The sequence below is a fragment of the Dactylosporangium sp. CS-033363 genome (assembly GCF_050942475.1).
Classification (GTDB): Bacteria; Actinomycetota; Actinomycetes; order Mycobacteriales; family Micromonosporaceae; genus Dactylosporangium.
This window is the reverse complement of sequence record NZ_CP192032.1, coordinates 1,518,562-1,544,814: the sequence shown is the minus strand read 5'-3', so window position 1 is coordinate 1,544,814 and position 26,253 is coordinate 1,518,562. Positions and strand designations below refer to the sequence as shown.

Here is a 26,253-nt window from a genome sequence, read left to right as displayed (position 1 = left end):
GGCTCAGGCCTCCTCGTCCAGGATCCGCGGGACGCGGAAGCGGTTCTCCTCGGCGTCGGGCGCGCCGGCCAGCGCGTCCTCGCGCGCGAGGCCGGGTACGACGACGTCGTCGCGGTACACGTTCGTCAGCGGCACGGAGTGCGAGGTCGGCGGCACATCGGCGGCGGCGACCTCCCCCACCTGGGCGACGGCCTGCAGGATCACGTCGAGCTGCCCGGCGAAGGTGTCCAGCTCTTCATCGGTGACGGCAAGCCGCGCGAGGCGCGCGAGATGCGCCACCTCCTCGCGGGAAATCGTGGCCATCGGCGCGCTTCTCCTTCAGATCGTCGGCTTGGACGCAGCGTTACATGCCCGCGTCAACCCGACGAGTCTATTTCGTGGTGATGACGGGCCGTGCGGCAGTCTTCGACAGCCAGTCCAGCAGGCGATCAGGAGGCATCGGCCGGGCGAAGTACCAGCCCTGCGCGACGTCGCAGCCGGCCGCCACCAGCATCCGCCACGTGCGCTCGTCCTCCACGCCCTCCGCGACGACGCGCAGCCCCAGCGCCCGGGCCAGGTCGATCATGGAACGCACGATCGCGGCGTCGTCCGGGTCGGTCGCGACGCCGAACACGAACGAGCGGTCGATCTTGACCTCGGCGAGGGGCAGGCGGCGCAGGTGGAGCATCGAGGAGTACCCGGTGCCGAAGTCGTCCAGCGCGATCGCGACGCCCAGCTTCTTCAGGCGTCCGAGCGTGCTGAGCACCCGGCGCGGGTCGGCCATCAGCGCACTCTCGGTGATCTCCAGCTCCAGCCGCGACGGGTCGACCGACATCTGCGCGAGCTTGGCCGCGATCCGGTCGGCGATCTCCCCCGTGTGCAGGTCACGCACGCTCACGTTGACCGCGACGCGCACCCCCTCGGTCGCGGGCGCCGTCTCCCGCCACGCCGCGAGCTGCCCGATCGCCTCGTCCACGACGCGCAGCGTGAGCAGCCGCATGACCGGGCTGTGCTCGGCAACCTTGATCAGCTCCTCGGGGTCGATCGGGCCGCGGCGCGGATGCCGCCACCGCAGCAGCGCCTCGACGCCCACGACCGCGCCCGTGGCCAGCTCGACCTGGGGCTGGTAGTACAGCTCGATGCCGCCCTCCGGCCCCGCCTCGAGCGCCTTGCGCAGGTCCGCGAGCAGGCTGAGCCGCTCGGGCGTGTTGTGGTCGCTCTCGGGCGCGTAGACGGCCAGGTTGTCGCCGCGCCCCTTCGCGTCGTACATCGCGACGTCCGCGTGCTGCATCAGCTCGGCGAAGTCGGTGCCGTGCTCGGGGTACACGGCGACGCCGACCGACGCGCCCACGTCGATCGGCAGGCCGTCCAGCAGCACCGGCTCGGCCAGCGCGCACATGATCTCCGCGGCGCAGCGCCTGGCGTCGGCGGTGTCGCGCAGGTGCGGTACCACGACGGCGAACTCGTCGCCCCCGAGCCGCCCGACGAGGTTGTCCTCGCTCGACGCCCGCGCGGCCGCGGTGAGCCGTCCGCCGACCTCGATCAGCAGCCGGTCCCCGACCCGGTGCCCGAGCGCGTCGTTGACCTGTTTGAAGGCGTCCAGATCGAGCAGCAGCAGGGCGAGGCGCCGCTCGGCCGCCCCGCCCTCGGCCCGCTCCGCGTGCTCCTGCAGCCGGGCCGCGACCTCGCGCTCCAGGGCCTTGCGGTTCGCGAGCCCGGTCAGCGGATCGAGCCGCCCGGCCTGCGCCCGCTGCGCCGCGAGCTTGGTCATCCGCCGAACCGCAAAAAGCGTCAGAAGCGCCAGCGGTACCAGCAGTGCATTCACATACGCCGCCGCCACCAACCCCGGCGCGGCGAGCAGCAGCGCCCCGTTCGGCAGCGCGTCGCTGCGCACGGCGCGGGTGAACACGGCGCGCCACTGCCCGCCGAAGCGCAGCCACAGCGCGGTCGCGACGAGCAGGTTGTTGACCACGAACCACGTCACGACCGCGGCCAGCACCCACGGGATGTTCGGCGTGCTCAGCAGTTCGCGCGCACTCTGGATCGAGCCCATGCCGGTCTTGGGCAGCAGCGTCCCCGCGGCCAGGAACGAGATCATGTACTGCGCGGCGTTGAACGCGGCCCGCCAGAACGTGTGCTTGAGCCACACCGCGGCGACGATGACCGCCCCGAGCTGCACCGCGACCGCGGGCGCGCACCCGTACGCGATCAGCACGGCGAACGTGAAGCACACCGACGGGAACGTCGGCACGTTCTCGTCGCGCGAGCCCTGCACGAACGGCGGCGTGTCGGCCAGCACGGCCAGCCCCGCGAACACCCAGAACGCGGCGTCGACCCGCAGACCCTCGTGCAGCAGGCTTCCGACCAGCAGTAACGCGGCGAGCCCGACGACCACCGCGACGTACGCGAAGAACCGATGACGATGCCGAGGCGGCGCGACGTTGCGCAGCGCGCTCTGCTCCATCCGTTCCCCGCTTTCCGACGGCCCCGGCTTTCTCACCGAGGGGCGGTTCAAGATCCGCTGACGAGGTGCTGACGCCATGCGAGCCTGCACCCTGAGCGCGGGAAATTTCGGGAAAGGATGCCGAATCGATGCAGAACCGCCGCGCTATTCAACCGACCGGGCGATCCCACAATGGACAGATCAGCTTGAATATCCGTGCAGCGTAACGCCTTCGGGACGCTGCGTGTCCATTCCCATCGACCGCCGTCTTAGTGGGATGGCTACTGAAGATGCCGGTTCGACTACGCTCCGGCGCCTTCTTGGGGGTTGCTGCGCTAAGCCTTTCCTAACTGATGCCGCGCGGGTTTCTCGCGGCGCGTGCGTTGGGCACGCTTCGGCCCTCGCCGGGCCCTCGCGGGTCCTTGCTCCTCGGGCCGTGCTGGTCGGCCTGGGCCCTTGGTTTTTCTGTGCGCTTCTGCCTCGGCCCCCCGCCCCGCCTCAGCTTTTGTGCGCCGCCCCCCTACTCGTCGGCCGCCGCGTCGGCCTGGGCCACCGCCTCCGCCTCCTCGGCCGCCGCGGTCTCGCCCCCGGGCTGAACCGACGCGCGCGCCGCGTCCGGCCCCTCGGTCAGCAGCAGCTCGAAGCCGGCCTCGTCCAGGATCGGCACCTTCAGCGCCTCCGCCTTCTCGGCCTTCGAGCCCGGGGACTCGCCGACCACCACGAACCCGGTCTTCTTCGACACCGAGCCCGACACCTTGCCGCCGCGCGAGGTCACCGCCGCGGTCGCCTCGTCACGCGAGTACCGCTCGAGGGAGCCGGTCACCACCACGGTCACGCCCTCCAGGGGGCGCGGGCCGGTGTCGGTGCGCTCCTCCACCATCCGTACGCCGGCCGCGGCCCACCGGTCCACCCACGCCCGGTGCCAGTCGACGGCGAACCACTCCTGCACGGCGCGGGCGATGGTCGGGCCCACGCCCTCCACCGCGACCAGTTCCTCGGTCGTGGCGGCGGCGATCGCCTCCATCGAGCCGAGGGAGTTGGCCAGGGCCTGGGCCGCCGTCGGGCCGACGTGGCGGATCGAGAGAGCCACGAGCACCCGCCAGAGCGGCCGCTGCTTGACCTCTTCGAGGTTGGCCAGCAGGCTCAGCGCGTTCGAGCCCAGCGCCCCGTTCTGGTTGACGAAGAACGGGGCCTGCGCGAGCCGCTCGGCGTCGACGTCGAACAGCTCGCTCTCGTTGGGGATCACCGACTCCAGCAGCGCCGCGGCCGCCTGCCAGCCCAGCGCCTCGATGTCGAGGGCGCCCCGGGCGGCCAGGCCGAAGAGCCGCTCGTGCAGCTGCGCCTTGCAGAACTGGGCGTTGGGGCAGCGGATGTCGACGTCGCCCTCCTTGCCGGGCGCGAGCGTGGTGCCGCACGACGGGCACTGCTCCGGCATCACGAACGCGCGCTCGCTGCCGTCGCGGCGGTCCACCACCGGGCCGAGCACCTCGGGGATCACCTCGCCGGCGCGGCGGATGACCACGGTGTCGCCGATGAGCACGCCCTTGCGCACGACCTCCTGCGCGTTGTGCAGCGTCGCCTGCTCGACCGTGACGCCGCCGACGAACACCGGCGCCATCACCGCGAACGGGGTGACGCGCCCGGTCCGCCCGACGTTGACCTGGATGTCGAGGAGCTTGGTCATCGCCTCCTCCGGGGGGTACTTGAACGCGATCGCCCACCGCGGCGCCTTGCTCGTCGACCCGAGCCGCCGCTGGATCGACATCTGGTCGATCTTCACGACGACGCCGTCGATCTCGTGCTCGAGCTTGTGCCGGCGCTCGCCGAACTCCTCGATGTAGGCCTGCACGCCCGCCATGTCCGCGCACACCCGGTAGCGGGTCGAGGTCGGCAGCCCCCACGCGTGCATGAGCTCGTAGGCCTCGGACTGGCTGGCCGGGTTGAACCCCTCACGCGCGCCGAACCCGTGCACCAGCATCCGCATCGGCCGGGTCGCGGTGATGTGCGGGTCCTTCTGGCGCAGGCTCCCGCTGGCCGCGTTGCGCGGGTTGGCGAACGGCCGCTCCCCCGCCGCCACCTGGGCCGCGTTGACCTCCTGGAAGCCCTCCAGCGTGAAGAACACCTCGCCGCGTACTTCCAGCAGGTCCGGCACGTTGTCGCCGGCCAGGTGCTCGGGGATCTCGCGGATCGTCCGCGCGTTGAGCGTGATGTCCTCGCCGGTGCGCCCGTCGCCGCGGGTGGCCGCGCGGGTGAGCCGCCCCTTCTCGTACGTCAGGTTCAGCGCCAGCCCGTCGATCTTCAGCTCGCACAGGTAGCGCGGCGGCGACCCGGCGTCCCGCTCGACCCGCTCCGCCCACGCCTCCAGCGCGGGCTCGTTGAGCGCGTTGTCGAGGCTCAGCATCCGCTCGCGGTGATCGACGGAGGCGAACTCGGTCGAGAAGGTGCCGCCGACCCGCTGGCTGGGCGAGTCCGGGGTGATCAGCGACGGGAACCGGGCCTCGATGGCCTCCAGCTCGCGCATGAGCCCGTCGTACACCGAGTCGTCCACCGCGGGCGCCTGGAGCACGTAGTACCGGTACTGGTGCTCGTCCAGTTCACGGGCCAGTTCCGCGTGCCGCTCTCGCGCCTCTTCGGTGGGTTCGGACTCAGCGTCGGTCATGGCTAGGAACTTACCCCGGGGGTGCGACAAAACTGCGTCAGTCGAGGTCAGCGGTCAGGCGGCGGCCCGCCTCGCGCACCGCGGTCAGCGTCGAGCGGACCCTGGCGTCGGCGGGCAGCCCGCACGGCGGCGTGACGACCACCTGCTCGGGCAGGGACTTCTTGGAAAAGCCCAGCTTGCGCCACAGGTCGCGGACCTGATCGGCCTGCTCGGCGGCGGAGCGCCCGGACACCCCGGCCAGCAGCCCCCAGCCCGTGTCCAGCTGCTCGCCGAGCGGGTCGAGGTCGCGGAGCAGCGCCAGATCGAGCGCCACCCCGATGGCTCCGGCCTCGCGCAGCAGCTTCAGCGGTACCGACGGCGCACAACAATGCACGACGACCGGCACCCCGGCCGCGGACACGACCGCCGACAACGCCGACCGCGCGACCGACGGGTCCACGGAGCGCAGCGTCCCGAACCCGCTCTCGGTCGGCACACGCCCGGCCAGCACCGCCGGCAGCGACGGCTCGTCCAGCTGCAGCAGCACGCTCGCGCGCGGAAGCCGGGCCCGGACCTCGGCGACGTGCGCGCGGACGCCCTCCGCGAGCGAGTCCGCGAGGTCGCGCGCGGCACCGTGGTCGCGCAGCACCTGCCCGCCGATCGGCAGCCCCAGCGACGCCGCGAGCGTCCACGGCCCCGGCACCTGGATCTTGTACAGGCCGCTGTACTCCTCGGCCTGCTCCGTCATCGTGTCCAGGTCGCGTTCGAGCAGGTCGCGCGCGACGCGAAGGTCATGCCCGGGGCGGGCGGCGACGCGCCACCGCGCGGCGTACAGCTCGATCGGAATCTCGGCCAGGAACGTGCCCCCGCGGCCGATCATGTCCGCCCCGGGCCCCCGCGCGGGCAGCTCGGGCAGGTGCGGCAGGTCGGGCAGCTCGCCGAGCACGACGCGCTGCGCCTCCGCGATGTCGACGCCGGGCATGGAGCCGATGCCGGTCGCGCTGCCGACGGGCCAGGGAAAGGACGTCACGGCATGTACTCCGAGGTCAGGAGGGTGTACGAGGCAGAAGTCAGGCGGGCCCGTGAACCGCCCGGCCGGCCTTGCGATCCGATCGGCCGGGTTCGCGGTCTGGCCCAGCGGGTTTGCGGCTTGGTCGGGCGCGGTTGCGGCATGGTCCGGCGGGTTTGTGGCTTGGTCGGGCGCGGTTGCGGCGTGGTCCGGCGGATCTGCGGCTTGGTCAGGCGCGGTTGCGGCATGGTCCGGCGGATCTGCGGCTTGGTCAGGCGCGGTTGCGGCATGGTCCGGCGGATCTGCGGCTTGGTCAGGCGCGGTTGCGGCATGGTCCGGCGGATCTGCGGCTTGGTCAGGCGCGGTTGCGGCATGGTCCGGCGGGTTCGCGGTATGGCCCAGCGGGTTTGCGGCTTCGTCAGGCGCGGTGGCGTCATGGTCCGGCGGGTTCGGGAGGTGCGGGTCAGGCGGGGCGGCATGAAGTTCAGGCGGCGTGCGACGTGGAGGTCATCAGGAGGTCTGCGCGATGGTGGCCGAGCCGAGCACGATGTCACCGTCCGGCGACGGTTCGTAGCACACGATGGCCTGCCCGGTCGCGATCCCGCGCGCCGGGCGTCCGAGCGCGGCCACGAGGCGCCCCTCCTCCAGCCGCACGGTCGCCGGGTGCGTCTCACCATGAGCCCGCATCTGTACCTCGCACGCGACCGCGCCGGCCGCCGGTACCGTCCACACGGGCCGCTCGCCGACCACCGACGACACGTCGAGCGCGGCCGCGGGCCCCACGGTCACCGTGTTGGTCACGGGCGTGATCGACAACACGTAGCGCGGCTGCCGGTCGGGCGCGGAGACGCGCAGGTCGAGGCCGCGGCGCTGACCCACCGTGTACGCGTAGGCGCCCTCGTGCCGCCCGACGACCGCCCCGGTGGTGGCGTCGACGATGTCGCCCGGCGCCTGCCCGAGCCGCTCCGCGAGGAAGCGCTTGGTGTCGCCGTCGGCGATGAAGCAGATGTCGTGGCTGTCGGGCTTGTCGGCCACGGCGAGCCCGCGCTCGGCCGCCTCCGCGCGCACCTGGGCCTTGGTCGAGTCGCCGAGCGGGAACATCGCCCGGTCGAGCTGCGCGCGGGTCAGCACGGCCAGCACGTACGACTGGTCCTTGGCCAGGTCCACGCTGCGCCGCAGCAGCCCGTCGCCCCCGAGCCGCGCATGATGCCCGGTGACGACCGCGTCGAACCCCAGCGCGACCGCGCGATCGAGCACCGCCGCGAACTTGATCTTCTCGTTGCAGCGCAGGCACGGGTTCGGCGTCCGCCCGGCCGCGTACTCCGCCACGAAGTCGTCCACCACGTCCTCGTGGAACTGCTCCGCCATGTCCCACACGTAGAACGGGATCCCGATCACGTCCGCGGCCCGCCGCGCGTCGCGCGAGTCCTCGAGCGTGCAGCACCCGCGCGCGCCCGTGCGGTAGGTCTGCGGGTTCCGGGCGAGGGCAAGGTGCACCCCGGTCACGTCATGCCCGGCCGCCACGGCGCGAGCAGCCGCGACCGCCGAGTCGACCCCGCCGGACATCGCCGCTAGCACTCTCACACCCCCAGCCTACCGGCGCGCGGGATCGCGTTTTCCGCGGAAGAGGGTGGCGCCCTCCACCGACTGGCAGCGGCGCGCGGTAATCAGGCCGGTGCTGATCGTGATCGCGTTGCCGGCCACGCCGCCGGCGCTCATGCCGATGATCCGGCCCGTCGAGCTGATCGGCGAGCCGTGGGCGCGCCGACACGGCCAAACGGGGCGCCGCGACTGGCCGGCCTCCGCGCACGGACGAATGTGATGCCGCCACGCGCGGACGCGGCGAACGCGCGGCTCCGACGGGTTGCCCTCGCGACGAACGGGCGGCTCCGACCGGTTGCCCTCGCGACGAACGCGCGGCACCGACCAGCTGCCCTCGCGACGAACCGGTGGCTCCGACCAGTTGCCCTCGCGACGAACGCGCGGCACCGACCAGCTGCCCTCGCGACGAACCGGTGGCTCCGACCAGTTGCCCTCGGCGCGGGGACGAACGCGCTACGGCCACGGCGCGGGCGCGGCGAACGGCGGCGCCCGGCCCTCGGTCTCGTCGCCGAAGGCGGATAGAAGACGCCCTCGTCAAGGACGGGGTGACTCGCGCCTCGGCGTGCTCGTCCGTAACGCAGCCGCGCCCGGGAGCGGCCGAGTCTCGCGCCTCGGCGTGTTCGCCCGTAACGCAGCCGCGCCCGGGAGCGGCCGAGTCTCGCGCCTCGGCGTGTTCGCCCGTAACGCAGCCGCGCCCGGGAGCGGCCGAGTCTCGTGCCTCGGCGTGTTCGCCCGTAACGCAGCCGCGCCCGGGAAGCGGCCGAGTTCGGCGCGTCCGGGCGCGGGAGTCGCTGTGGGGCAGGAGTCAGACGGCGATCTGGTACACGTCGCCGTAGACCCGCCATTGCAGCGGCGGATCGAGGTCGAAGTTGCGGGCCGCCAGGAACACGCGCTGGGCGTCCTCCACGCGGCTCTCGTCGTCGTGGGCCTCCTCGTCCTCCATGAGGGCCACGCGGGCGTCGAGGAAGGCCTCCAGGTACGCCGCCTCGTCGCCCCCGCGCGCGGGCGGGGGTGCGACCTGGGCGGCGGCGCGGCGGAGTTTCGTCAGGCCGTTCGCGCCGTGCATGACGATCGCGTCGTAGTAGATGAACTGGCCGAGGATGCGCAGGCCGTCCTGTTTGGCCTGGCTCAGGGCCGGGTTGAAGTACATGCGGTCGCGCTCGGCGTCCTGGGCGGCCCGGAACGCGGGGTCGGCCGCGGCGGCCTTCCAGTCGGCGGTGAAGTTCGGGTCGAGCCCGGTGTGCGCGGCGCTGCCGTTGAGGCGCTTCAGGGCCGGCAGGTACGCGGCCAGCTTGTTGCCCGGCACCGCCTCCGCGTAGCGCTGGATGACCGCGCGCATGTCGCCCGTGCCGCTGCAGAAGCCGACGATGCCCGCCGTGTACCCGCGGCCGTCGTGGATGTCCTCGATGTAGCCGTACTGCGCGGTCCAGTCCAGCGTCGAGTTCTCCGCGCTGGACACGAGGCGCATGGCGATGTCCTTCTTCTGCGGGTCCGACAGATCGCCGCGGACCTTCTGGTTGGCGCCGACGCGCACGGAGCGGCGGCCGTCGGGGCTGGGCGGCACGCTTGCGGCGTCGCCCGGCGTCTGGCCCACGGCCGGCGACGCGGCCGCCGCGGTGTCCGCCGCCCCGTCATCGCCCCGCTCGGGCGCGCGCACCGCGAGCGAGGCCAGGGCCAGCGAGGCCACGACGAACGCCGCGACGCCAAGGCCCCGGCGCACCGAGATCTGGGGCACTCAGTCCTCCCCCCCGTCGCGCTCGGCCGCGGTGGAGCGCAGCACCGACGAGTGCGACACCGCGTACAGCACGGCCGTGTGCTCGGAAACCCGATGCCCGGGCGAGGACGCGTTGGGCACCCTGGCCACCCCGCGGCTCGACCCGCCCCCGTCGCCGTCCCCGAGCCCGTAGAGGCCGTGCGGCACGTCGGGCTCGTCGCCCCGCGCGGACGCGGTCACGTCGGGCTCGTCGCCCCGCGCGGACGCGGTCACGTCGTGCTCGTCGCGACGCGCGGACGCGGTCACGTTGTGCTCGTCGCCACGCGCGGACGCGGTCACGTCGCGGCTCACCGAGGCGAACCCGTCGCCCACCATCGGAGCCTCGTCCGCCGCCGGGGCAGCCGATCCGTAGATCGACGCGCCGCCGCGCGAACCGACCGGCACGGCGTCCCGCGACGCGACGGACGCCGCGTCACGCGCAATCCCGGACAAGCCGGCCGGTGAACCGAAGCCGCCCGGTGAACCGAAGGACGCACCGTCGCGCGACACACCCGGCGAACCGGTCCGCGAGCCGAAGGGCGCGGCGTTGCGCGGCATGCCCGACGAGCCGGCCCCCGAACCGAAGGACGCGACGTCCTGCGAACCGACCGGCGAGCCGGCGCGCGCTGCAACCCCTGCGGCGGCCGGGGAAGCCGCGGACGAGGCCATCGGCGACGCATCAAGCCGCGAGGCCGGCGACGACGCGCCTGCCGACGACGCGGCAAGCGAGGACGCACCGAGCGGCGACGCCGACGCAGTGCTAAGTGGCGACATCCCGGGCGCGGACCCCGCGGCCGACGACGCACCAAGCGGCGAAGCACCAAGCGCCGACGCCGACGCAGCGCCAAGTGGCGACATCCCGGGGGCGGACGCCGCGGCCGACGACGCGCCGAGCGGCGAAGCACCAAGCGCCGACGCAGCGCCAAGTGGCGACGTCTCAGGCGCGGACGCCGCGGGCGACGTCGCGGCCTGGGACGGGAACGGCGCGCTCGCCCCGGCCGACCCCGCGCGGTGCAGCTTGTGCCAGCGCAGCCGCGCCCCCGTCAGCGCCGTGCCCATGGACTGGATGAGGACGATGTACATCAGCTGGCGGTACACGAACTGCTGCAGTGGCAACACCCACAGCGGCCGCAGCTTCTCCTTGTCCAGGCGGAACGCCACGATCGCGGTGACCAGCTGCATCGTGAACATCGCCAGCCACGCCGCCGTGGTGATCTTCCAGCTGGAGAAGAACAGGCCGTAGACGAGCAGGATGTCGATCAGCGGGGCGAGCAGCGGCAGGGCGATGCCGAAGAACGCGATGAACGGCAGCCCCACGCGTCCGAAGCGGCCGGACGGACCGCTGTCCACGATGGACCGGCGGTGCTTCCACATCGCCTGCATCGTGCCGTAGCTCCAGCGGTACCGCTGCAGCCAGAGCTGGCGCAGGGTGCTCGGGGCCTCGGTCCACGCGCGGGCGCGCTCCTCGTAGACGACGCGCCAGCCGGTCCGGCACAGGGCCATGGTGGCGTCGGTGTCCTCGGCGAGCGTGTCGTGGCTGATGCCGCCGATGTCGCGCAGGGCCTGCCGCCGGAACGCCCCGATGGCGCCCGGGATCGTGGGCATGACCTGCAGGATGTCGTACAGCCGGCGGTCCAGGTTGAAGCCGATGACGTACTCGATGTGCTGCCACCGCGCGACGATCGACTTCCGGTTGCCGACCTTGACGTTGCCCGCGACCGCGCCCACGGAGGGGTCGGCGAAGGGCTGGACCAGGTGGCGTACCGAATCCGGCTCGAAAACGGTGTCGCCGTCGACCATGACGATGATGTCGTGCTTGGCCAGGGCGACGCCGGTGTTGAGCGCGTTGGGCTTGCCGCCGTTGGGGATGCGCACGACGCGCACGTTGGGCAGCTGCAGCGCTTGGACGAGCTCGCTGGTGTTGTCGGTCGAGCCGTCGTCGACGACCACGACCTCGATGCCGCCGGGATGGTCGCCGCTCGCGAGGGAGCGCACCGCGGCCTCGATGCCCTCCTTCTCGTTGTAGGCGGGCACGATGACCGACACCGGCTCGGTGACCGGCGGGCCCCACTGCCACGTCTTGGCGCGGCGCCTCCGCGCGTGCCGGCCGGCGAGCAGGAACAGCGCGACCGTGCGGGCGATCGTCAGGATGCCGACGATCAGGAACAGGACGCGCAGGAGCTCCATGATCGAGTCGGCCACCGTGACCGCGGTGACGAGCGCGAAGGCGCGCCGCTGGTCCGTCGGGGTGGCCGGGGCCTCCAGCGCGATGCTCTGACCCGCCAGCGCCTTCGTCAGGCCGCCGGAGACGGTCGTGAAGGAGTACCCCCGCTGCTGCATCATCGGGATGAACTTGTCGAGCGCCTCGACGGTCTGCTTGCGGTCGCCGCCGGCGTCGTGCATGAGCACGATCGAGCCCTTGGCGCCCTCCGGCGTCGCGCCGGCCACGATCTTGTCGACGCCGGGGAGGCTCCAGTCGCGGCTGTCGGTGTCCGTCATGATCGACAGGTACCCGAGGCGACCGGCGTCCTTGATCAGCGGCCAGTTCGCGTCGTCGATGGCGTCGGCGCTGGAGGAGTACGGCAGCCGCAGCAGCGCCGACTTCTGCCCGGTCGCCTTGACCACGGCGAGCTGGGTCTGGGAGTACTCCAGTTCCCGCTGCCACTGGGTGAGCTGGTCCAGGCGCGGGTGCGTGAAGCTGTGGATGCCGATCTCGTCGCCCCCGCGCGCAAGCTCGGCCACGATGTCGGCGTGCCGGGTCACCTGGGTGCCGACGACGAAGAACGTCGCGTTCACGTTGTGCTTGCGCAGCACCTCCATGATCTGCGGCGTCCACTCGGGGTCGGGGCCGTCGTCGAAGGTGAGCGCGATGGTCTTGTCCGGCAGCGCGTACGAGTGCACCTGGTTGTTGCGGGTGTCGATGATCGGGCCGCCGTCGATCACCGCCTGCGGGACCGTGGCCTGCTTGCCGCCGCTCTCGCTGTGGTCGGGGTGGAACTCGGCGTTGACGTACGCCTCGACGAACAGGACGCCCGCGAGCATGGTCAGCAGCACGATGCCGAAGACGAGGCGGGTGAACGAGAAGCGCTTCCTGCCGCCGCTGCCGCTCTTCGCGGCCTTCCTCCTGCGGCTCACGCCGGGCCCAGGCTCGCGGTGGCGCTCGGGGTCGCGTTGGTACCCCCAGAGCCTCCATCACTCCCGCCCGAGCTCGTGGCGACAGGCGTCGCGCCCGGGAGCCCGGCGGCGTCGTCGTTGACCGGCACCGTGCCCGGCGTCTGGCCCGACCCGCCCGTCTCGACCGGAAGCGCGGTCGCGGTGCCCTCGGTCGCGGTCGGCGTCGGCGTGCCGGTGGGACCCTTGGTCGGCTCCGCGCTCTTCGTCGGTGTCGGCGACGCGCTCGGACGCGTGCTCGGCTGGGTCGTCGGCGGAGCATCCGTCGCCTCCGCGGGCGGCGGCACGGTCGCCGTCGCGCCCGGGCCGGGCGTGGCGGGGGCGCTGCCGGTGGGTACCGCGATGGCGCCGCCCTGCGCCGGCCGGTTCGACGGGTTGATCTTCTTGGCCGTGGCGACCGCGGCCTGCTTGGCCCCGGCCGTGCTCTTCGCGCCCGGCTGCGTCGCGGGCTGTCCCTGGTCGAGCACGGGCAGGTTGTTCACCAGCTCCGGGAACGGCAGCAGTTGTTGCGGCTTCAGCGGGCCGCCGGCCAGGCTCGTGGCCACCAGCGCTCCATAGACGAGCGTCGCCGCGCCAAGCGCGCCGAAAACAATTCGGATTCGCTTTCCCCGGCGACCCGACGCATCGACGAATACCGGCGACGAAAGATCGTCTTTGGCGATGATGTCGGTGGCTTCATCCATGGAAGGGGTTTCGACAGACACGGCGCAAACATAGGGTGAGCGGCCGACTTAAGCCGCAGGAAAAACGTCAGAGAATGGCCGTAACCAAATCCATCGCCGCGCTAGCTGGACATATTCGCAGCGCTCGTCGCTAATTCACCCATTCGGCTTCACCCCGTCGACCGACCGCTTCCGGCGTTCCTCACCGGTAGCTCACCCTGCTCCGGACTGTTCGGTTGAGGCCGTTCCGCCTGTTCAGCGCCCGTGGAAGGCCGGACGAAGGAGCTTCCGCCGACCGACTTTGGCCGGATTTAAGGCTGTTTACAGGCGCCCCGGGTGACAACGCGCGGGCGCGGGACCATTGATGACACGTGCGGCCGCGCCGCCACGGACGGCGACGCACGGCCGCGAGGCGCGGACGCGGGACCCGACGCCACGGACGACGAGGCGCGGACACGAGGCGCGGACGCGAGACCACGCGCGGACACGAGGCCACGGGCTCGACACCGTGGACGACAACGCGCGGACGCGAGAGCACGCGCGCGGGCACGAGGCCGCGACCCCGCGGACGACAACGTGCGGGCGGCGAGGGGCGCGGGCGGCAACGTGCGGGCGGCGCGGGCGGCAACGTGTGGGCGCCACGCACGGGCACGAGGCGGAGGGCGGCAACGCGCGGGCACGAGGCGCGGGCACGAGGCCTCAGACGACAACGCGCGGGCGACGGCGCGGGCGGCAAGGTGTGGGCGCCCCGCGCGGGCACGAGGCACTGGATGGCAACGCGTGACCGCCACGCGCGGGCATGAGTGGCGGCAGGACGACGCGCGGGCGCGGGTTCGGGCGCTCGCGAGGGTCAGCCCTTCTTGGTCTTCGTGGACGCCCGGTAGGCCCGTTCCACCGCGCCCGGGAGCGCGGCGACCAGCGCGTCCACGTCCGCCATGGTCGAGGTGTGTCCCAGGGTGAAGCGCAGCGACGAGCGCGCCCGCGCGTCGTCCGCGCCCATGGCCAGCAGCACGTGCGAAGGCTGCGCGACGCCCGCCGAGCAGGCCGAGCCCGTCGAGCAGGCGATGTCCTGGGCGTCGAGGAGCAGCAGCAGCGCGTCGCCCTCGCAGCCCGGGAAGGAGAAGTGCGCGTTGCCCGGCAGGCGGTCGGCCGGGTCGCCGTTGAGGATCGCCTCGGGTACCGCCGCGCGGACGCGTGCCACGAGGGCGTCGCGGAGCCGGCCGATTCGGTCGGCCGACTCGCGCTGGGTTTTCACCGACAGCTCCAGGGCGACCGCGAAGGCCACGATGGCGGGGACGTCGAGGGTGCCGGAGCGGACGTCGCGCTCCTGGCCGCCGCCGTGGGCCAGTGGTGTGCAGTCGATCTCGCGGCCGAGCAGGAGGGCGCCCGCGCCGATCGGGCCGCCCAGCTTGTGGCCGCTGACGGTGAGGGCGGCCGCGCCGCTATGGGCGAAGTCGACCGGGACCTGACCGACGGCCTGTACGGCGTCGGTGTGGAACGGCACGCCCGCGCGGGCAGAGATCGCTGCCAGCTCGGCGACCGGCTGGATGGTGCCGACCTCGTTGTTGGCCCACATGGACGTGACGACCGCGACGTCGTCGGCCGCGAGGGCCTCGGCCAGCGCCTCGGGGTGCACGCGCCCGGACGCGTCGACCGGCAGCCAGGTGACGGCGGCGCCCTCGTGGGACTCGAGCCAGGCCACGGAGTCGAGGACGGCGTGGTGCTCGACCGAGCTCGCGACGACGCGGTTGCGGCGCGGGTCGGCGGCGCGGCGGGCCCAGAAGATGCCCTTGACCGCGAGGTTGTCGCTCTCGGTGCCGCCGCCGGTGAAGATCACCTCCGACGGGCGTGCCACCAGCGCGGCGGCGATCCGCTCGCGGGACTCCTCGACCCGGCGGCGGGCGTGGCGGCCGGGGGCGTGCAACGACGAGGCGTTGCCGACTTCGCGCGCGGTGGCGACGTAGGCGTCGAGCGCCTCCGGGAGCATCGGCGTGGTTGCGGCGTGGTCGAGGTACGGCATCGGGGCCAAGCCTAACGGCCGGGCACCCCTTACCACCCCTCCGGTATGGCGGCGCTCGCCACGCTCCCGCGCCCCGCCGCCGCGCGCCGTCCCCCGCTGAGCGCACCGCCGGTAACGGGCCCTGCCATCGATCCTGGTCGCAGCCCCGAGCACCCTACCGCCTACCCACCCAGCGTGATCGGTTAGAAGCGCTAAGTCTTCACTCTCGCAATCTGAAGAAATTTTCCTCGGTAGGCGCATCCGCTGGGTAGGTGTAGACCGAATGCTTGATCGGACCCGATCCCCGAGAAGGACGTACCCCGTGCGATGGCGGCGACCGCGGCACCCGGGCGGACCCCGGTGACTCCCGCGCGCCCGCACGGCGACGACGCCGACCCACAGAACGGGCGGAACCACACCGACCCACACAAAACGCACGACGCCACAGGGCCACACGCAGCGCGGGACGGCGCCGGTCCAAGCTCAGCACACAACGGAACCGGACCAGGGCCAACCGCAGCGCGGGACGGCGCCGCGCCAAGCCCGGCCCACGACGGAGCCGGGCCAGGGCCAACCGCAGCGCGGGACGGCGCCGCGCCAAGCCCAGCCCACGACGGTGCCGGGCCAGGGCCATACGCAGCGCACGACGGAGCCGCACCACACGCAGCGCGAGACGCAGCCGGGCCAGGGCCACACGCAGCGCACGACGGAGCCGGGCCGCACCAAGCCCAGGACGACGCGTTCCTGGAGCTGTTCCGGGCGGGCGACGAGCGAGCGCTGCGCGAGGCGTACGAGCGGTTCGGCCCGGCCGTGTTCCATCTCGCGGTGCGCGGCGTCGGCAGCGTCACCGACGCCGAGGACGTGACGCAGGCCGTGTTCGTGGCCGCCTGGCTCGGGCGCGAGGGGTTCGACCCCGGCCGCGGCTCGCTGCTCGGCTGGCTGCTCGGCATCGCCCGGCGCAAGGTGGTCGACCAGATCCGCGCGTCCGCGCGGGACGGGCGGATCGCCGAGGAGGCGCGGCGGATGGCCGGGCCGGCCCGCGACGGGGCGGGAGAGGCGCCGCCGGAGCGGATCGTGGACCGGCTGGTGCTCGCCGACGAGATGGCGCGGCTGCCGGGCGAGCAGCGGCGCGTGCTCGAGTTGGCGTTCTACGACGACCTGACCCATCCTCAGATCGCCGCGTTGACCGGGCTCCCGCTCGGCACCGTGAAGAGCCACCTGCGGCGTGGGATGGCCCGGCTGCGCAGCCGATGGGAGGTGGACGGTGCCGCATTTGGAGCCCGAGCGGCTGGTACTCCTGGCGCTCGGTGAAGAGATGCTCGACCAGCATGAGACCGGCCACCTCGACGTGTGCGAGCAGTGCCGCGCGGAGATGGACTCGCTGCGTATCGTCGCGGGGCTCGGCCGGCAGACCTCCCGCCTGCGCGACCTCCCGCCCCCGCCGGAGCACGTCTGGCACCGCATCCGCGCGGAACTCGCGGCGTCGGACCGCGCCCTGCCACCGCCGGCGGTCACCCTGCACACCGACCCTCCGCCACCCCGCCCGGCCGCGAACGACCACCAGCCGCACAACAACGCGGCGAACCAGCAGCCGCACAACAACGCGGAGAACCAGGAGCCGTACAACGCGGAGGACCAGCAGCCGCACAACGACGCGGAGAACCAGGAGCCGTACAACAACGCGGAGAACCAGCAGCCGTACAACAACACAGAGGACACGGAGCCGTACAACGACGCGGAGGACCAGCGGCCGCGCAACAACGCGGACCACCGGCCGTACAACAGGCTCAAGAGCACGGACCAACGCCCGCCCAACCGGACGGAGCGCAAGCGGCCCACGTGGCTGCGAACAGCAGCAGTCGCCGTCGCGGCCGCGCTCGTCGCCGCCGCCGGCACCGCGCTCTGGCTGGGCCGCGGCGACGCCGGACCCCAGTGCCGGGCCCAGGACGCGCGGGTGCGGCTCGAGGCCCTCCCCGACGCCCCCAGCGGCGCGTCCGGCTACGCCTGCCTGCGCGTCGTCGACGGCCAGCGGCGCCTGATCGTGCACACCGAGGGCATGCCCACGCAGGCCGACGGGGACTACGAGGCGTGGCTGCTGGACCGGGACGAGCCGACCGTGCGCATGGAGGCGCTCGGCGTGGTCGCGCAGGGCAAGACCGAACCCGCGCTGGCCGTGCCGGACTCGCTGGACCTCACGCGGTACAACATCATCGACATCTCGGCGGAGCCACACGACGGGAACGCCGCGCACTCCGGCCGCAGCATGCTCCGAGGGACCTTGCGATAGAAGAAGCGCCCGTCACTGACGGGCGCTTCTTCTACACACAGACCCTACTTGCGCTTGCGGATCTCCTCCGCGGCCTGCGGGACGACCTTGAACAGGTCGCCCACGACGCCGAAGTCGGCGAGCTCGAAGATCGGCGCCTCGGGGTCCTTGTTGACCGCGACGATCGTCTTCGAGGTCTGCATGCCCGCGCGGTGCTGGATCGCGCCGGAGATGCCCAGGGCCACGTAGAGCTGCGGGGACACCGTCTTGCCGGTCTGCCCGACCTGGAACTGGTGCGGGTAGAAGCCGGAGTCGACGGCCGCGCGGGAGGCGCCCACGGCGCCGCCGAGCAGGTCGGCCAGCTCCTCGACCAGCTTGAAGTTGTCCGCGCTGGCCACGCCGCGGCCGCCGGAGACGACGATCGAGGCCTCGGCCAGCTCGGGGCGGGCGCCCTTGGCCTCGACCTTGCGCTCGACGACCTTCGCGAGCTTGTCCTTGTCCTCGACGGCGACCTCGACGGCCTCGACCGAAGCGGTCGCGGGCGCGGGGGCGGGCGTGAGGGAGTTCGGGCGCACGGTCACGATCGGCAGGCCCTTGGTGACCTTGGACTTGACGATCGTCGAGCCGGCGAACGCGACCTGCGTGGCGGTGCCGTCGGCGTCGAGGGCCACCACGTCAGTCAGGATGCCGTTGTCGAGCTTGACCGCGACGCGGGCCGCGATCTCCTTGCCCTCCTGCGAGGACGCGACGAGGACGGCCGCCGGGGAGACCCGCTGGACCAGGCCGGCGAGGGCGGTGGCCTTCGGGGCGACCAGGTAGTCGTCGAGGTCCGCGCCCGAGGCGGCGTAGATCTTCGTGGCGCCGTACTCGCCCAGCTTGTCGGCGAACGCGGCGGGGTCGCCGAACACGACGGCGGCGACATCGCCCCCGAGCGTGCGGGCCAGGGTCAGCATCTCGAGCGTGACCTTCTTGAGGACGCCCTGCGAGGAGGCCTCTACTACGACCAGAACTTCAGCCATGGCGATGTCTCCCCTTACACGAACTTCTCGGAGGCGAGGTACTCGACGAGCTTCACGCCGCCGTCGTCCCCCGCGTCGACCTTGTTGCCGGCCTGGCGCGGCGGGCGCTTGCTGTGCTCGACGACGGAGCTGGTCGCGCCGTCGAAGCCGACCTCGCCGGCCGCGATGCCCAGGTCGGCCAGCGACAGGGTCTGCAGCGGCTTCTTCTTGGCGGCCATGATGCCCTTGAAGGACGGGTACCGCGGGTCGTTGATCGTGTCCCAGACGGAGACAATCGCCGGGGTCGCGGCGGTGACGACCTCGTAACCCTCGTCGGTCTGGCGCTCGATGGTCAGCTGGGAGCCCTCGACGGTGACCTTGCGGGCGCCCGTCAGCGCGGCGATGCCCAGCCGCTCGGCGATCATGTGCGGCATGACCTGGACGCGGCCGTCGGTCGACTCGGCGCCGCAGATGACCAGGTCGGCCTGCTGCTGGCCGATGGCGGCGGCGAGCACCTTGGACGTCGCGACCGCGCAGGAGCCGTGCAGCGCGTCGTCGACGACGTGGACGGCCGAGTCCGGGCCCATGGACAGCGCCTTGCGGATCGACTCCGTGGCGCGGTCCGGGCCGACGGTCAGGACGACGACCTCGCCGCTGTGCGCCTCCTGGAGGCGCAGCGCCTCCTCGATGGCGTACTCGTCCATCTCGTTGATCACATTGTTCGCCGACGCGCGGTCGACGGTGTTGTCGTCACTGCGCAGGTTGCGCTCCGCGCCGGAGTCCGGCACCTGCTTGACGAGTACGACGATCTTCATCGTGGTCCGAGGTCCTCCTGCTTGACAGTCACCGCGCCGTCGCTGGCGACTTGTGCCCCACGTTACGGCTCACGGCGAGCGGGAACGGGTCGGCCACCCAAATGTTACTGGGCAGTAGGTTCACGATGGCGGTGAAAAGCATCACGAACCGGGCGCACCCTGGGGTGAGGGGGTGGGTGAAATGTCGCAAAAATCCGTCGAGTTCGAGGTACAACGCCCGCTGTCGGCGGCCGTCGCCCAGCACGCTGCGGAATTGGTCACACACCGTCGGCGCGAGGCGCCGGACGAGCACCTGTGCACGTGCGGACGGCCGCGCGAATCCTGTGTGTCGGACACCATTCGCGAGCTCTGGCAGCTCAACGAGCGTTCCTAGAGCCAGTACGTTGTCAGCATGTCGATCTGGCGGACTGTTCGCCTCTGGTTCGATCCCGACGAGGTCCGCTCGGTCGGCACCACCCCGGACTACCGCTTCTCACTGGCCAACGAACGCACGTTCCTGGCCTGGATGCGCACCGCTCTGGCGCTGATCGGCGGCGGCCTCGCGGTCGCCCAGTTCCTGCCCCACCACCGGCTGCGCGTCGCGATCGCGGTGTCGCTGCTCGCGCTCGGGGGCCTCGTCGCGATCCGGTCGGTGGACCACTGGGCCCGCAGCGAGAAGGCGATGCGCCAGAACGAGGCGCTGCCCCCGTCGCGCTTCCCCGCGATCCTGGCCATCGTGATCACCGTCGGCGCGGGCGTGCTCCTGATCGCGACCCTGCTGTGAGCGGACCGGCATGAGCAGGCCGGCGCCCCCGGGCGCGCAGATCGAGCGCACGCAGCTGTCGTGGCGGCGGACGCTGGTCTCCGTGACGGCGGTCGCGCTGCTGCTGGCCCGGCTGGTGGCGGTACACCTGCCGCCCGTGCCCGCGGCGTGCGCGGTCGCCGCCGTCGGGCTCGTCTGGGCCGCCGCGGTGCGGCTCGTGCGGCACCGGATGCGCACCGTCGCCACCCCGATCGGGCGGGAATTGCCGGTGCTGGTCGGGCTCATCCTGCTGTACTGCGCGATGGGCACCCTGTTGCTGATGTCATGACCCCCTTCGACGAGTCATGATGGCGCCATGGGACGCGCACTGCCCTTCTTGATCGTGCTGGTCGTGACGCTGTACGCGTTGATCGACTGCCTGTCCTCGGAACGCGGGGACATCCGCGGGCTGCCCCGGCCCGTCTGGTTCCTCGTGATCCTGCTCGTGCCGGTCATCGGGCCGATCGCCTGGTTCGTCGCCGGCCGGCCGCGCTCGCTGGAACAGCGGGCCGGCGTGGTCGCCGGGCGCGCGCGGAAGCGGGTCACCGCTCCCGACGACGACCCGGACTTCCTGCGCGGCATCGACACGGCTCAGTCCCGCAAGGACGCCGAGCTGCTGCGCCGCTGGGAGGAAGACCTCAAACGGCGCGAAGACGACAATCCCTGATCAATACCCCGAGCTAGGACTCCGGCACGCAGACGACCAGCGCGCCGGGCCTGACACGCGCGGCCAGCCGCCGCGCGGGCGCGATGACGTCCCCGTCGAGCTCCCGCGGCTCGTCCCGCGCGGCGTGCACCTCGACCGAGCGCGCCCGGAACGTCTCCAGGCCGTGGGTGTCCGGCCCGCGGCGCAGGACCACGCCGGCCGCCAGCCGTACCCAATCGGCCAGATGGCGCGGCGTGAGGACCGCGACGTCCAGCGAGCCGTCGTCGGGCTCCGCGTCGGGCAGCAGCGGCAGGCCGCCCTGCAGCCGCCCCACGTTCGCCACGAGCACCGTGCTGGCCTTGCGGTGCATCCACGCCCCGCCGTCGAGCCGGATGCGCACGGACGCGCGGTGGCGGGTGAGATTGCGCAGCCCCGTCGCGACGTACGCGGCCCAGCCGAAGCGGGCCTTGGCCGAGTCGGGCGTCTCGCCGACCATCGCGGCGTCGAAGCCCATCCCGGCCATGACCGTGAACACGCCGCACCCCTCGACCTCGCCCACGTCGATGCGGCGCCGCTCGCCGGTGATGGCCACCGCGACCGCCTCCGCGACGTCCAGCGGGATGCCCAGGTTGGTCGCGAGCAGGTTCCCGGTGCCGGAGGGGATGAGGGCGACCGCGACGTCGGTGCCGGCCAGCTCGCCGGCCACCGCCATCACGGTGCCGTCGCCGCCGCAGACCAGCACCACCTCGGCGCCGGCCGCCGCGGCCTCGCGGGCCATGCCGCAGCCCGGGTCCTCGGGCGTGGTCTCCAGCCAGATCGGCTCGGGCCAGCCCGCGTCCGCGAGGGCGCCGCACAGCTCGCGCCGGCGCTCCTCCAGATCGAGGACCTTGGACGGGTTGATGACGACGGCCGCCTGGACGGTCACGATCCCACCTTGCGGTACTTGGCCTGGAAGAAGCAGTAGACGGCGAACGCGACGACGCCGAGCGCCACCGCCAGGAGCAGGAACTTTCCGTACGGCTGCCCGGCCAGCGTATGCAGCGCGGCGTCCAGCCCGCGCGACTTCTGCGGGTCGTTCTTGACCGCCGCCTCGATCAGCAGGTACCCGACGATGCCGAACGCCACGCCCTTCGCCGCGTAGCCGATCTGACCGGCGCGGGTCGCCGCCTCGTGTCCGCGCGGCCCGGCGAAGTGCAGCTTCTTGGCGAACTTGCGCTTCAGGCCGTACCAGAGCATCCCGATGCCGAAGCCGAGCACGACGACGCCGGCCAGCCCCACCAGCCACTCCCCGGCGGGCTTGGCCATGATGCCCGCGGCCGCCTCCTGCTGCTGCTGCGCGCTCGACGAGGGGGCGCCGAAGAGGACCTTGCCGGCCGTGAAGGCCAGCACGGCGTAGACGACCACCCGCGCGCCCGACGAGACGCGCTCCATGACGCGTTCCTTGCCCTCGACGTCGGTGTGGCCCCAGATGGCGAGGATGGCCTGCCAGAGGGCCAGCGCGACCAGGCAGATGAGCACGAACCACAGCAGCACCTCGCCGAACGGCTGCTCGGCGAGCTTCTGGAAGGCGCCGGACTGGTCGCCCTCCTCGCCGCCCTGCCCGAACGCGATCTGCGCGGCCACCCAGGCGAGCGCGAGGTGCAACAGACCGTAGCCGATGAACCCGACTCTCGTGAGGTACTTCAACAGATCGTTGTTCGTCATGTTCTGCCAATCCCCAGGTTGGGCATGGGACCAAACGTGAGACGTGACAAGGCCGCTCTGCTGCGCATCACCGGGTTCGGGGCGGCAGCCCTGCTCTTCAGCGTGCTCGTGATCGCGGTGCGGGTGCGGTGGCTGCCCCTGGAGTCCGTCGACCGCGGGGTCGCCGACGGCCTGAATCGCCTGGTCGCGCCCAGCGAGTTCCTGGTCAACCTGATGGGTGGCATCAGCCGGCTCGGCAGCTTCGGCGTCCTCGCCTGGTTGGTCGTGATTGCCGCGACGGTACTGCTCGTGCGCCGCCAATACCGCCTGACCGGCTTCCTGCTCGCGACCGCGCTCGGGGGCCTCGTCCTCGATCCGGCGCTCAAGCTGGCGGTCGGCCGCCTGCGCCCGGTCGTCGAGCAGCCCGTCGCGCACGGGGGCGGCAACAGCTTCCCCAGCGGCCACTCGCTCAACTCGTTCATCTGCTACGCCGCGCTGGTCCTGGTGTTCCTGCCGGCCCTCGAGGCGCGGTGGCGCCGCCCGCTGCTCATCGCCGTCGGCGCGGTCGTGGCCCTGATCGGCTTCAGCCGCCTCGCGCTGGGCGTGCACTTCCTCTCCGACGTGGTCGGCGGCTGGTCCCTCGCCGTGGCCTGGGTGGGGCTGTGCGCGGCCGCGTTCGAGCTGTGGCGGTACGAGCACGGGCGCCGTGTCACGGAGCCGCTCAGCGAGGGCCTGGAGCCCGAGGCGGCCGAGGACCTGCATCCCACCGCCCCGCATCAGCACGAGCCCGAGCGGGCCGGTCACGGCCGCGCGTGGGTGGTCGCCGGGCTCGGGGTGGCCTGGGTGCTGACGTTCGGCGCGCTCGTCGCGCTCGGCATCCCACTGGCCCACTACCGCGACGGCAACGGCAACCTGCTGGGCGACCGCGCGATCCCGCACTGGTTCGCCGAGCACCGCGCGGACGCGCTGGGCCGCATCACGCTCGTCGGCAGCGAGGTCGGCAACACGCACGCCATCCTGGCCATCGGCCTCGTCGTCGGCGCCGTCGCGCTGGCCCTGGTGCGCCGCTGGCGGCCGGTGGTCTTCCTGGTCACGGTCATGTTCGGGGAGCTGAGCCTGTTCCTGGCCAGCGCCGCGATCGTCGGGCGGTCGCGGCCGGACGTGGAGAACATGGACGGCCCGATGCCCACCTCCAGCTACCCGTCCGGGCACGTCGCGGCGACCATCTGCATCTGGGCCACCGCGGCCGTGCTCGTCATGCCGCGCACCCGCGCGTGGTGGCGCTGGCTGTTCGTGGCCGCGGCCGTGGTCATGCCGCTGTGGGTGGCGGTCTCCCGGATGTACCGCGGCATGCACCACCCCACCGACATCCTGGGCAGCTGCGTGCTGGCCGCCCTGTGGGTGTTCGCCGCGTGGTGGCTGCTGCGGCCCAACCACGACCTGGTGGAGGAGCCGGCCCCCGCGCGGGCGCGGCCGTCGGTGCAGGCGGCCACGGCGTGAGCGACTGGTTCTTGAGCGCCGAGGAGCGCGGCAACCCGCACTCGGACCTGGCCGCGTGGACCGATGGCAACGCCGCGCGCCCGCTCATCGACGGCCACGAGTACTACGGCGCGCTGCTGCCCGCCGTGCGCCGCATGCGCCGCGGCGACCTGCTGCTGTTCACCGACTGGCGCGGCGACCCGGACGAGCGCCTCGACGGCGAGGGCACCGAGATCTCCCGGGTGCTGTGCGAGGCGGCCGAGCGCGGCGTGATCGTCAAGGGCCTGGTCTGGCGCTCGCACTTCGACCGCCTCCAGTTCAGCGAGGACGAGAACCAGCACCTCGGCGACGAGATCGAGGCGGCCGGCGGGGAGTGCCTGCGCGACATGCGCGTCCGCACGGGCGGCTCGCACCACCAGAAGTTCATCGTGCTGCGCCACCCGGGCCGCCCCGAGCTCGACGTCGCCTGGGTCGGCGGGATCGACCTCTGCCACGGCCGCGCCGACTCCGGCGAGCACGAGGGCGACCCGCAGGCGGTTTCCATGGCTCCCGTGTACGGCCCGCGCCCGCCCTGGCACGACGTCCAGCTCGAGCTGCGGGGTCCCGCCGTCGGGCAGGTCGAGGCGACGTTCCGGGAGCGCTGGACCGACCCGACCCCCCTGTCGCGCAACCCGTTCTTCCGCCTGCACGACCGCCTGTACCGCGAGGACACCCACGCCGACCCGCTGCCGGAGCAGCTGCCCGACCCGCCGCCGGCCGGGGAGCTCGCGGTGCAGGTGCTGCGGACGTACCCGCACCGCCGCTCGGGCGCGTACCCGTTCGCCCCGGACGGGGAACGCACGGTCGCGCGCGGCTACCGCAAGGCCGTCGGGCGGGCGCGCCGCCTCATCTACATCGAGGATCAGTACCTCTGGTCGCCCCAGGTCGCGGAGTGCTTCGCCGAGGCCCTGCGGAACGCGCCCGACCTGCACCTCGTCGCCGTCGTGCCGCGGCACCCCGACGCGCCCGGGCGCATCTCCAAGACCCCGCAGCTGTACGGCCGGGAGCGCGCCCTGGCGATCCTCGACGACGCGGGCGGGGACCGGGTGCACGTCTTCAGCCCCGAGAACGCCCACGGCACGCCCATCTACGTGCACGCCAAGGTCTGCGTGGTCGACGACGCGTGGGCGACCGTCGGCTCCGACAACGTGAGCATGCGCTCGTGGACCCACGACTCGGAGCTGACCTGCGCGGTCGCCGACGCTACCGGGCAGTACGCTCGGTCACTGCGCCGTCGCCTGGCCCGCGAGCACCTCGGGGTTGACATCGACGACGATCAACCGGAAACGTTCATCGCGGCGTTCGCGGAGGCGGCCGCGGGGCTGCAGCGGTGGTACGAGGCGGGGCGCGGGGGCGAGCGCCCGCCCGGACGCGTCCTCGCCTACGACGCACCCCGGCTGACCTGGTGGACCCGGCAGTGGTCGGGCGTGCTCTACCGCTTCGTGCACGACCCCGACGGGCGTCCGCGCGCGCTGCGGCGGCCGGGTGCCTTCTGACGGTTTTGTGCCGTTCACTCTCCGGTCTCTTCGCCATGCTCATATCGCGTGATGACCGCGTGGCAACTCGCCTGCATCGACATGGCAGGCACTACGGTGCGTGATGACGGCCTGGTCGAGCAGGCTTTCACGGTGGCCTTCGCCGGCGAGGGCGTGGCTCCCGGAACCCCGCAGCACGAACGCATGCTCGCCGTAGTCCGCAAGACGATGGGGCAGAGCCGCATCGAGGTGTTCCGCCTCCTGCTCGACGGGGACGAGGAGCGGGCCCAGGCCGCCAACGAGACGTTCGAGGAGGCGTACGGGCTGCTCGTCGACGAGGGCGCCGTGCTGCCGATCCCGGGCGCCATCGAGGCGATCAAGACGCTGCGCGCGAACGGCATCAAGGTGGCGCTCACCACCGGGTTCGCCCGGGCCACCCAGGAGGCGATCATCGACGCGCTCGGCTGGTGGGGCCAGGTCGACCTGGTGCTCTCCCCCGCCGACGCCGGCCGCGGCCGGCCGTTCCCCGACTTCATGCTCGTCTCGGCGCTCAAGCTCGGCGTCGAGGACGTGCGCCGCATGGTCGTCGTGGGCGACACGCCGCTGGACCTCATCGCCGGCCAGCGCGCGGGGGCGGGGCTGCTCGTCGGCGTGCTCACCGGGGCGGGCGACCGGCAGGCGCTGCAGGCCGCCGGCGCCCACGAGGTGATCGGCTCGATCGGGTCGCTGCCCCGGCTGCTCGGGCTGGAGTAGGGCTTTCGGTCCGCTTACCGTCCGGCCTGCTCGGCTTCGAGCAGGGCTTCACGTCCGCCTGC

Annotated in this window: 24 protein-coding genes; 10 read left to right on the top strand and 14 right to left on the bottom strand. The window is 72.7% G+C overall.

The window, feature by feature from the left end:
- Positions 1-3 precede the first annotated feature (3 nt).
- The 6 genes from gatC to mnmA all read right to left on the bottom strand — a co-directional run bounded on the left by gatC (position 4) and on the right by mnmA (position 7,653).
- On the bottom strand, positions 4-303 hold the full coding sequence (gene gatC / locus ACQPZ4_RS07075; RefSeq protein WP_433057338.1) for an Asp-tRNA(Asn)/Glu-tRNA(Gln) amidotransferase subunit GatC: 300 nt from the start codon (positions 301-303) through the stop codon (positions 4-6).
- Between the two features lie 67 nt (positions 304-370).
- Entirely contained in the window at positions 371-2,443 is a 2,073-nt protein-coding gene (locus tag ACQPZ4_RS07070) for a putative bifunctional diguanylate cyclase/phosphodiesterase (protein WP_433057337.1), read from the bottom strand.
- 499 nt (positions 2,444-2,942) lie between these two features.
- Positions 2,943-5,081 (bottom strand): NAD-dependent DNA ligase LigA, encoded by a 2,139-nt coding sequence (gene ligA / locus ACQPZ4_RS07065; protein ID WP_433057336.1) that lies wholly within the window; start codon positions 5,079-5,081, stop codon positions 2,943-2,945.
- Between the two features lie 37 nt (positions 5,082-5,118).
- Positions 5,119-6,042 (bottom strand): methionine synthase, encoded by a 924-nt coding sequence (locus ACQPZ4_RS07060; protein ID WP_433066325.1) that lies wholly within the window; start codon positions 6,040-6,042, stop codon positions 5,119-5,121.
- Positions 6,043-6,086: 44 nt separating this feature from the next.
- Positions 6,087-6,506, bottom strand: a complete 420-nt coding sequence (locus ACQPZ4_RS07055) for a hypothetical protein (protein WP_433057335.1) — start codon at positions 6,504-6,506, stop codon at positions 6,087-6,089.
- Positions 6,507-6,579: 73 nt separating this feature from the next.
- Complete coding sequence (gene mnmA, locus ACQPZ4_RS07050; protein WP_433057334.1) at positions 6,580-7,653, bottom strand: tRNA 2-thiouridine(34) synthase MnmA; 1,074 nt, start codon at positions 7,651-7,653, stop codon at positions 6,580-6,582.
- Between the two features lie 91 nt (positions 7,654-7,744).
- On the opposite strand from mnmA, the gene ACQPZ4_RS07045 reads away from it, so the two are divergent.
- The gene (locus tag ACQPZ4_RS07045) at positions 7,745-7,891 is read left to right on the top strand and encodes a hypothetical protein (RefSeq protein ID WP_433057333.1); all 147 of its coding nucleotides are present in this window, start codon (positions 7,745-7,747) and stop codon (positions 7,889-7,891) included.
- Positions 7,892-8,476: 585 nt separating this feature from the next.
- Here ACQPZ4_RS07045 and ACQPZ4_RS07040 read toward each other — a convergent pair.
- The 4 genes from ACQPZ4_RS07040 to ACQPZ4_RS07025 form a co-directional block, all read right to left on the bottom strand.
- Entirely contained in the window at positions 8,477-9,406 is a 930-nt protein-coding gene (locus tag ACQPZ4_RS07040; RefSeq protein WP_433057332.1) for a chitosanase, read from the bottom strand.
- A complete protein-coding gene (locus ACQPZ4_RS07035; RefSeq protein WP_433066322.1) occupies positions 9,407-12,466 on the bottom strand; it encodes a bifunctional polysaccharide deacetylase/glycosyltransferase family 2 protein in 3,060 nt (1,019 codons plus the stop codon).
- An 89-nt stretch (positions 12,467-12,555) separates the two neighbouring features.
- Entirely contained in the window at positions 12,556-13,140 is a 585-nt protein-coding gene (locus ACQPZ4_RS07030; protein WP_433057331.1) for a hypothetical protein, read from the bottom strand.
- 967 nt (positions 13,141-14,107) lie between these two features.
- Positions 14,108-15,277: a cysteine desulfurase family protein gene (locus ACQPZ4_RS07025; RefSeq protein WP_433057330.1), complete on the bottom strand. Its 1,170-nt coding sequence runs from the start codon at positions 15,275-15,277 to the stop codon at positions 14,108-14,110.
- A gap of 723 nt (positions 15,278-16,000) precedes the next feature.
- Here ACQPZ4_RS07025 and ACQPZ4_RS07020 point away from each other — a divergent pair.
- On the top strand, positions 16,001-16,567 hold the full coding sequence (locus ACQPZ4_RS07020) for an RNA polymerase sigma factor (RefSeq protein ID WP_433066320.1): 567 nt from the start codon (positions 16,001-16,003) through the stop codon (positions 16,565-16,567).
- Positions 16,521-17,543 (top strand): anti-sigma factor domain-containing protein, encoded by a 1,023-nt coding sequence (locus ACQPZ4_RS07015; RefSeq protein WP_433057328.1) that lies wholly within the window; start codon positions 16,521-16,523, stop codon positions 17,541-17,543. The genes ACQPZ4_RS07020 and ACQPZ4_RS07015 overlap by 47 nt, the downstream gene beginning before the upstream one ends.
- A gap of 44 nt (positions 17,544-17,587) precedes the next feature.
- Here ACQPZ4_RS07015 and ACQPZ4_RS07010 read toward each other — a convergent pair whose 3' ends face one another.
- Both ACQPZ4_RS07010 and ACQPZ4_RS07005 read right to left on the bottom strand, forming a co-directional pair.
- Entirely contained in the window at positions 17,588-18,541 is a 954-nt protein-coding gene (locus ACQPZ4_RS07010) for an electron transfer flavoprotein subunit alpha/FixB family protein (RefSeq protein ID WP_433057326.1), read from the bottom strand.
- Positions 18,542-18,555: 14 nt separating this feature from the next.
- Positions 18,556-19,335 carry an electron transfer flavoprotein subunit beta/FixA family protein gene (locus tag ACQPZ4_RS07005; protein ID WP_433057324.1) on the bottom strand — a complete coding sequence of 260 codons (780 nt, stop codon included), beginning with the start codon at positions 19,333-19,335 and terminating at the stop codon, positions 18,556-18,558.
- 172 nt (positions 19,336-19,507) lie between these two features.
- On the opposite strand from ACQPZ4_RS07005, the gene ACQPZ4_RS07000 reads away from it, so the two are divergent.
- From ACQPZ4_RS07000 to ACQPZ4_RS06985, 4 genes are read left to right on the top strand one after another with little or no spacing between them, the layout of a single operon-like run.
- On the top strand, positions 19,508-19,708 hold the full coding sequence (locus ACQPZ4_RS07000) for a hypothetical protein (protein ID WP_433057322.1): 201 nt from the start codon (positions 19,508-19,510) through the stop codon (positions 19,706-19,708).
- Between the two features lie 24 nt (positions 19,709-19,732).
- Positions 19,733-20,098, top strand: coding sequence for a YidH family protein (locus ACQPZ4_RS06995; RefSeq protein WP_433066317.1), 366 nt, complete (start codon positions 19,733-19,735; stop codon positions 20,096-20,098).
- A 10-nt stretch (positions 20,099-20,108) separates the two neighbouring features.
- Positions 20,109-20,405 carry a DUF202 domain-containing protein gene (locus tag ACQPZ4_RS06990; protein ID WP_433057320.1) on the top strand — a complete coding sequence of 99 codons (297 nt, stop codon included), beginning with the start codon at positions 20,109-20,111 and terminating at the stop codon, positions 20,403-20,405.
- A 27-nt stretch (positions 20,406-20,432) separates the two neighbouring features.
- Positions 20,433-20,783, top strand: a complete 351-nt coding sequence (locus ACQPZ4_RS06985) for a PLD nuclease N-terminal domain-containing protein (RefSeq protein WP_433057318.1) — start codon at positions 20,433-20,435, stop codon at positions 20,781-20,783.
- Positions 20,784-20,796: 13 nt separating this feature from the next.
- Here the strand turns inward: ACQPZ4_RS06985 and ACQPZ4_RS06980 are convergent, their stop codons facing one another.
- Both ACQPZ4_RS06980 and ACQPZ4_RS06975 read right to left on the bottom strand, forming a co-directional pair.
- Complete coding sequence (locus ACQPZ4_RS06980; RefSeq protein WP_433057316.1) at positions 20,797-21,687, bottom strand: diacylglycerol/lipid kinase family protein; 891 nt, start codon at positions 21,685-21,687, stop codon at positions 20,797-20,799.
- Positions 21,684-22,466 (bottom strand): DUF1206 domain-containing protein, encoded by a 783-nt coding sequence (locus ACQPZ4_RS06975; RefSeq protein WP_433057314.1) that lies wholly within the window; start codon positions 22,464-22,466, stop codon positions 21,684-21,686. Before ACQPZ4_RS06975 ends, ACQPZ4_RS06980 begins: the two co-directional genes overlap by 4 nt.
- 36 nt (positions 22,467-22,502) lie before the next feature.
- Between ACQPZ4_RS06975 and ACQPZ4_RS06970 the strand changes: the two genes are divergently transcribed.
- From ACQPZ4_RS06970 to ACQPZ4_RS06960, 3 genes are all read left to right on the top strand, one after another.
- Positions 22,503-23,945 (top strand): phosphatase PAP2 family protein, encoded by a 1,443-nt coding sequence (locus ACQPZ4_RS06970; RefSeq protein WP_433057312.1) that lies wholly within the window; start codon positions 22,503-22,505, stop codon positions 23,943-23,945.
- Positions 23,942-25,459, top strand: coding sequence for a phospholipase D family protein (locus ACQPZ4_RS06965; protein WP_433057310.1), 1,518 nt, complete (start codon positions 23,942-23,944; stop codon positions 25,457-25,459). The genes ACQPZ4_RS06970 and ACQPZ4_RS06965 overlap by 4 nt, the downstream gene beginning before the upstream one ends.
- An 81-nt stretch (positions 25,460-25,540) precedes the next feature.
- Positions 25,541-26,191: a phosphonatase-like hydrolase gene (locus ACQPZ4_RS06960; RefSeq protein WP_433057308.1), complete on the top strand. Its 651-nt coding sequence runs from the start codon at positions 25,541-25,543 to the stop codon at positions 26,189-26,191.
- Positions 26,192-26,253: the final 62 nt, after the last annotated feature.

What these genes read in the sequence shown, in the direction of transcription:
- ACQPZ4_RS07035 (WP_433066322.1), bottom strand. Translation starts at nt 12,466, where the DNA reads ATGCTCGCGGGCGTCCTGTTCGTCGAGGCGTACGTCAACGCCGAGTTC.
- ACQPZ4_RS06990 (WP_433057320.1), top strand. Translation starts at nt 20,109, where the DNA reads ATGAGCAGGCCGGCGCCCCCGGGCGCGCAGATCGAGCGCACGCAGCTG.
- ACQPZ4_RS07055 (WP_433057335.1), bottom strand. Translation starts at nt 6,506, where the DNA reads ATGACGCCACCGCGCCTGACGAAGCCGCAAACCCGCTGGGCCATACCG.
- ligA (WP_433057336.1), bottom strand. Translation starts at nt 5,081, where the DNA reads ATGACCGACGCTGAGTCCGAACCCACCGAAGAGGCGCGAGAGCGGCAC.
- ACQPZ4_RS06985 (WP_433057318.1), top strand. Translation starts at nt 20,433, where the DNA reads ATGGGACGCGCACTGCCCTTCTTGATCGTGCTGGTCGTGACGCTGTAC.
- ACQPZ4_RS07060 (WP_433066325.1), bottom strand. Translation starts at nt 6,042, where the DNA reads ATGCCCGGCGTCGACATCGCGGAGGCGCAGCGCGTCGTGCTCGGCGAG.
- ACQPZ4_RS07010 (WP_433057326.1), bottom strand. Translation starts at nt 18,541, where the DNA reads ATGGCTGAAGTTCTGGTCGTAGTAGAGGCCTCCTCGCAGGGCGTCCTC.
- ACQPZ4_RS07070 (WP_433057337.1), bottom strand. Translation starts at nt 2,443, where the DNA reads ATGGAGCAGAGCGCGCTGCGCAACGTCGCGCCGCCTCGGCATCGTCAT.
- ACQPZ4_RS06960 (WP_433057308.1), top strand. Translation starts at nt 25,541, where the DNA reads ATGGCAGGCACTACGGTGCGTGATGACGGCCTGGTCGAGCAGGCTTTC.
- ACQPZ4_RS07025 (WP_433057330.1), bottom strand. Translation starts at nt 15,277, where the DNA reads ATGCCGTACCTCGACCACGCCGCAACCACGCCGATGCTCCCGGAGGCG.
- ACQPZ4_RS07005 (WP_433057324.1), bottom strand. Translation starts at nt 19,335, where the DNA reads ATGAAGATCGTCGTACTCGTCAAGCAGGTGCCGGACTCCGGCGCGGAG.
- gatC (WP_433057338.1), bottom strand. Translation starts at nt 303, where the DNA reads ATGGCCACGATTTCCCGCGAGGAGGTGGCGCATCTCGCGCGCCTCGCG.
- ACQPZ4_RS06975 (WP_433057314.1), bottom strand. Translation starts at nt 22,466, where the DNA reads ATGACGAACAACGATCTGTTGAAGTACCTCACGAGAGTCGGGTTCATC.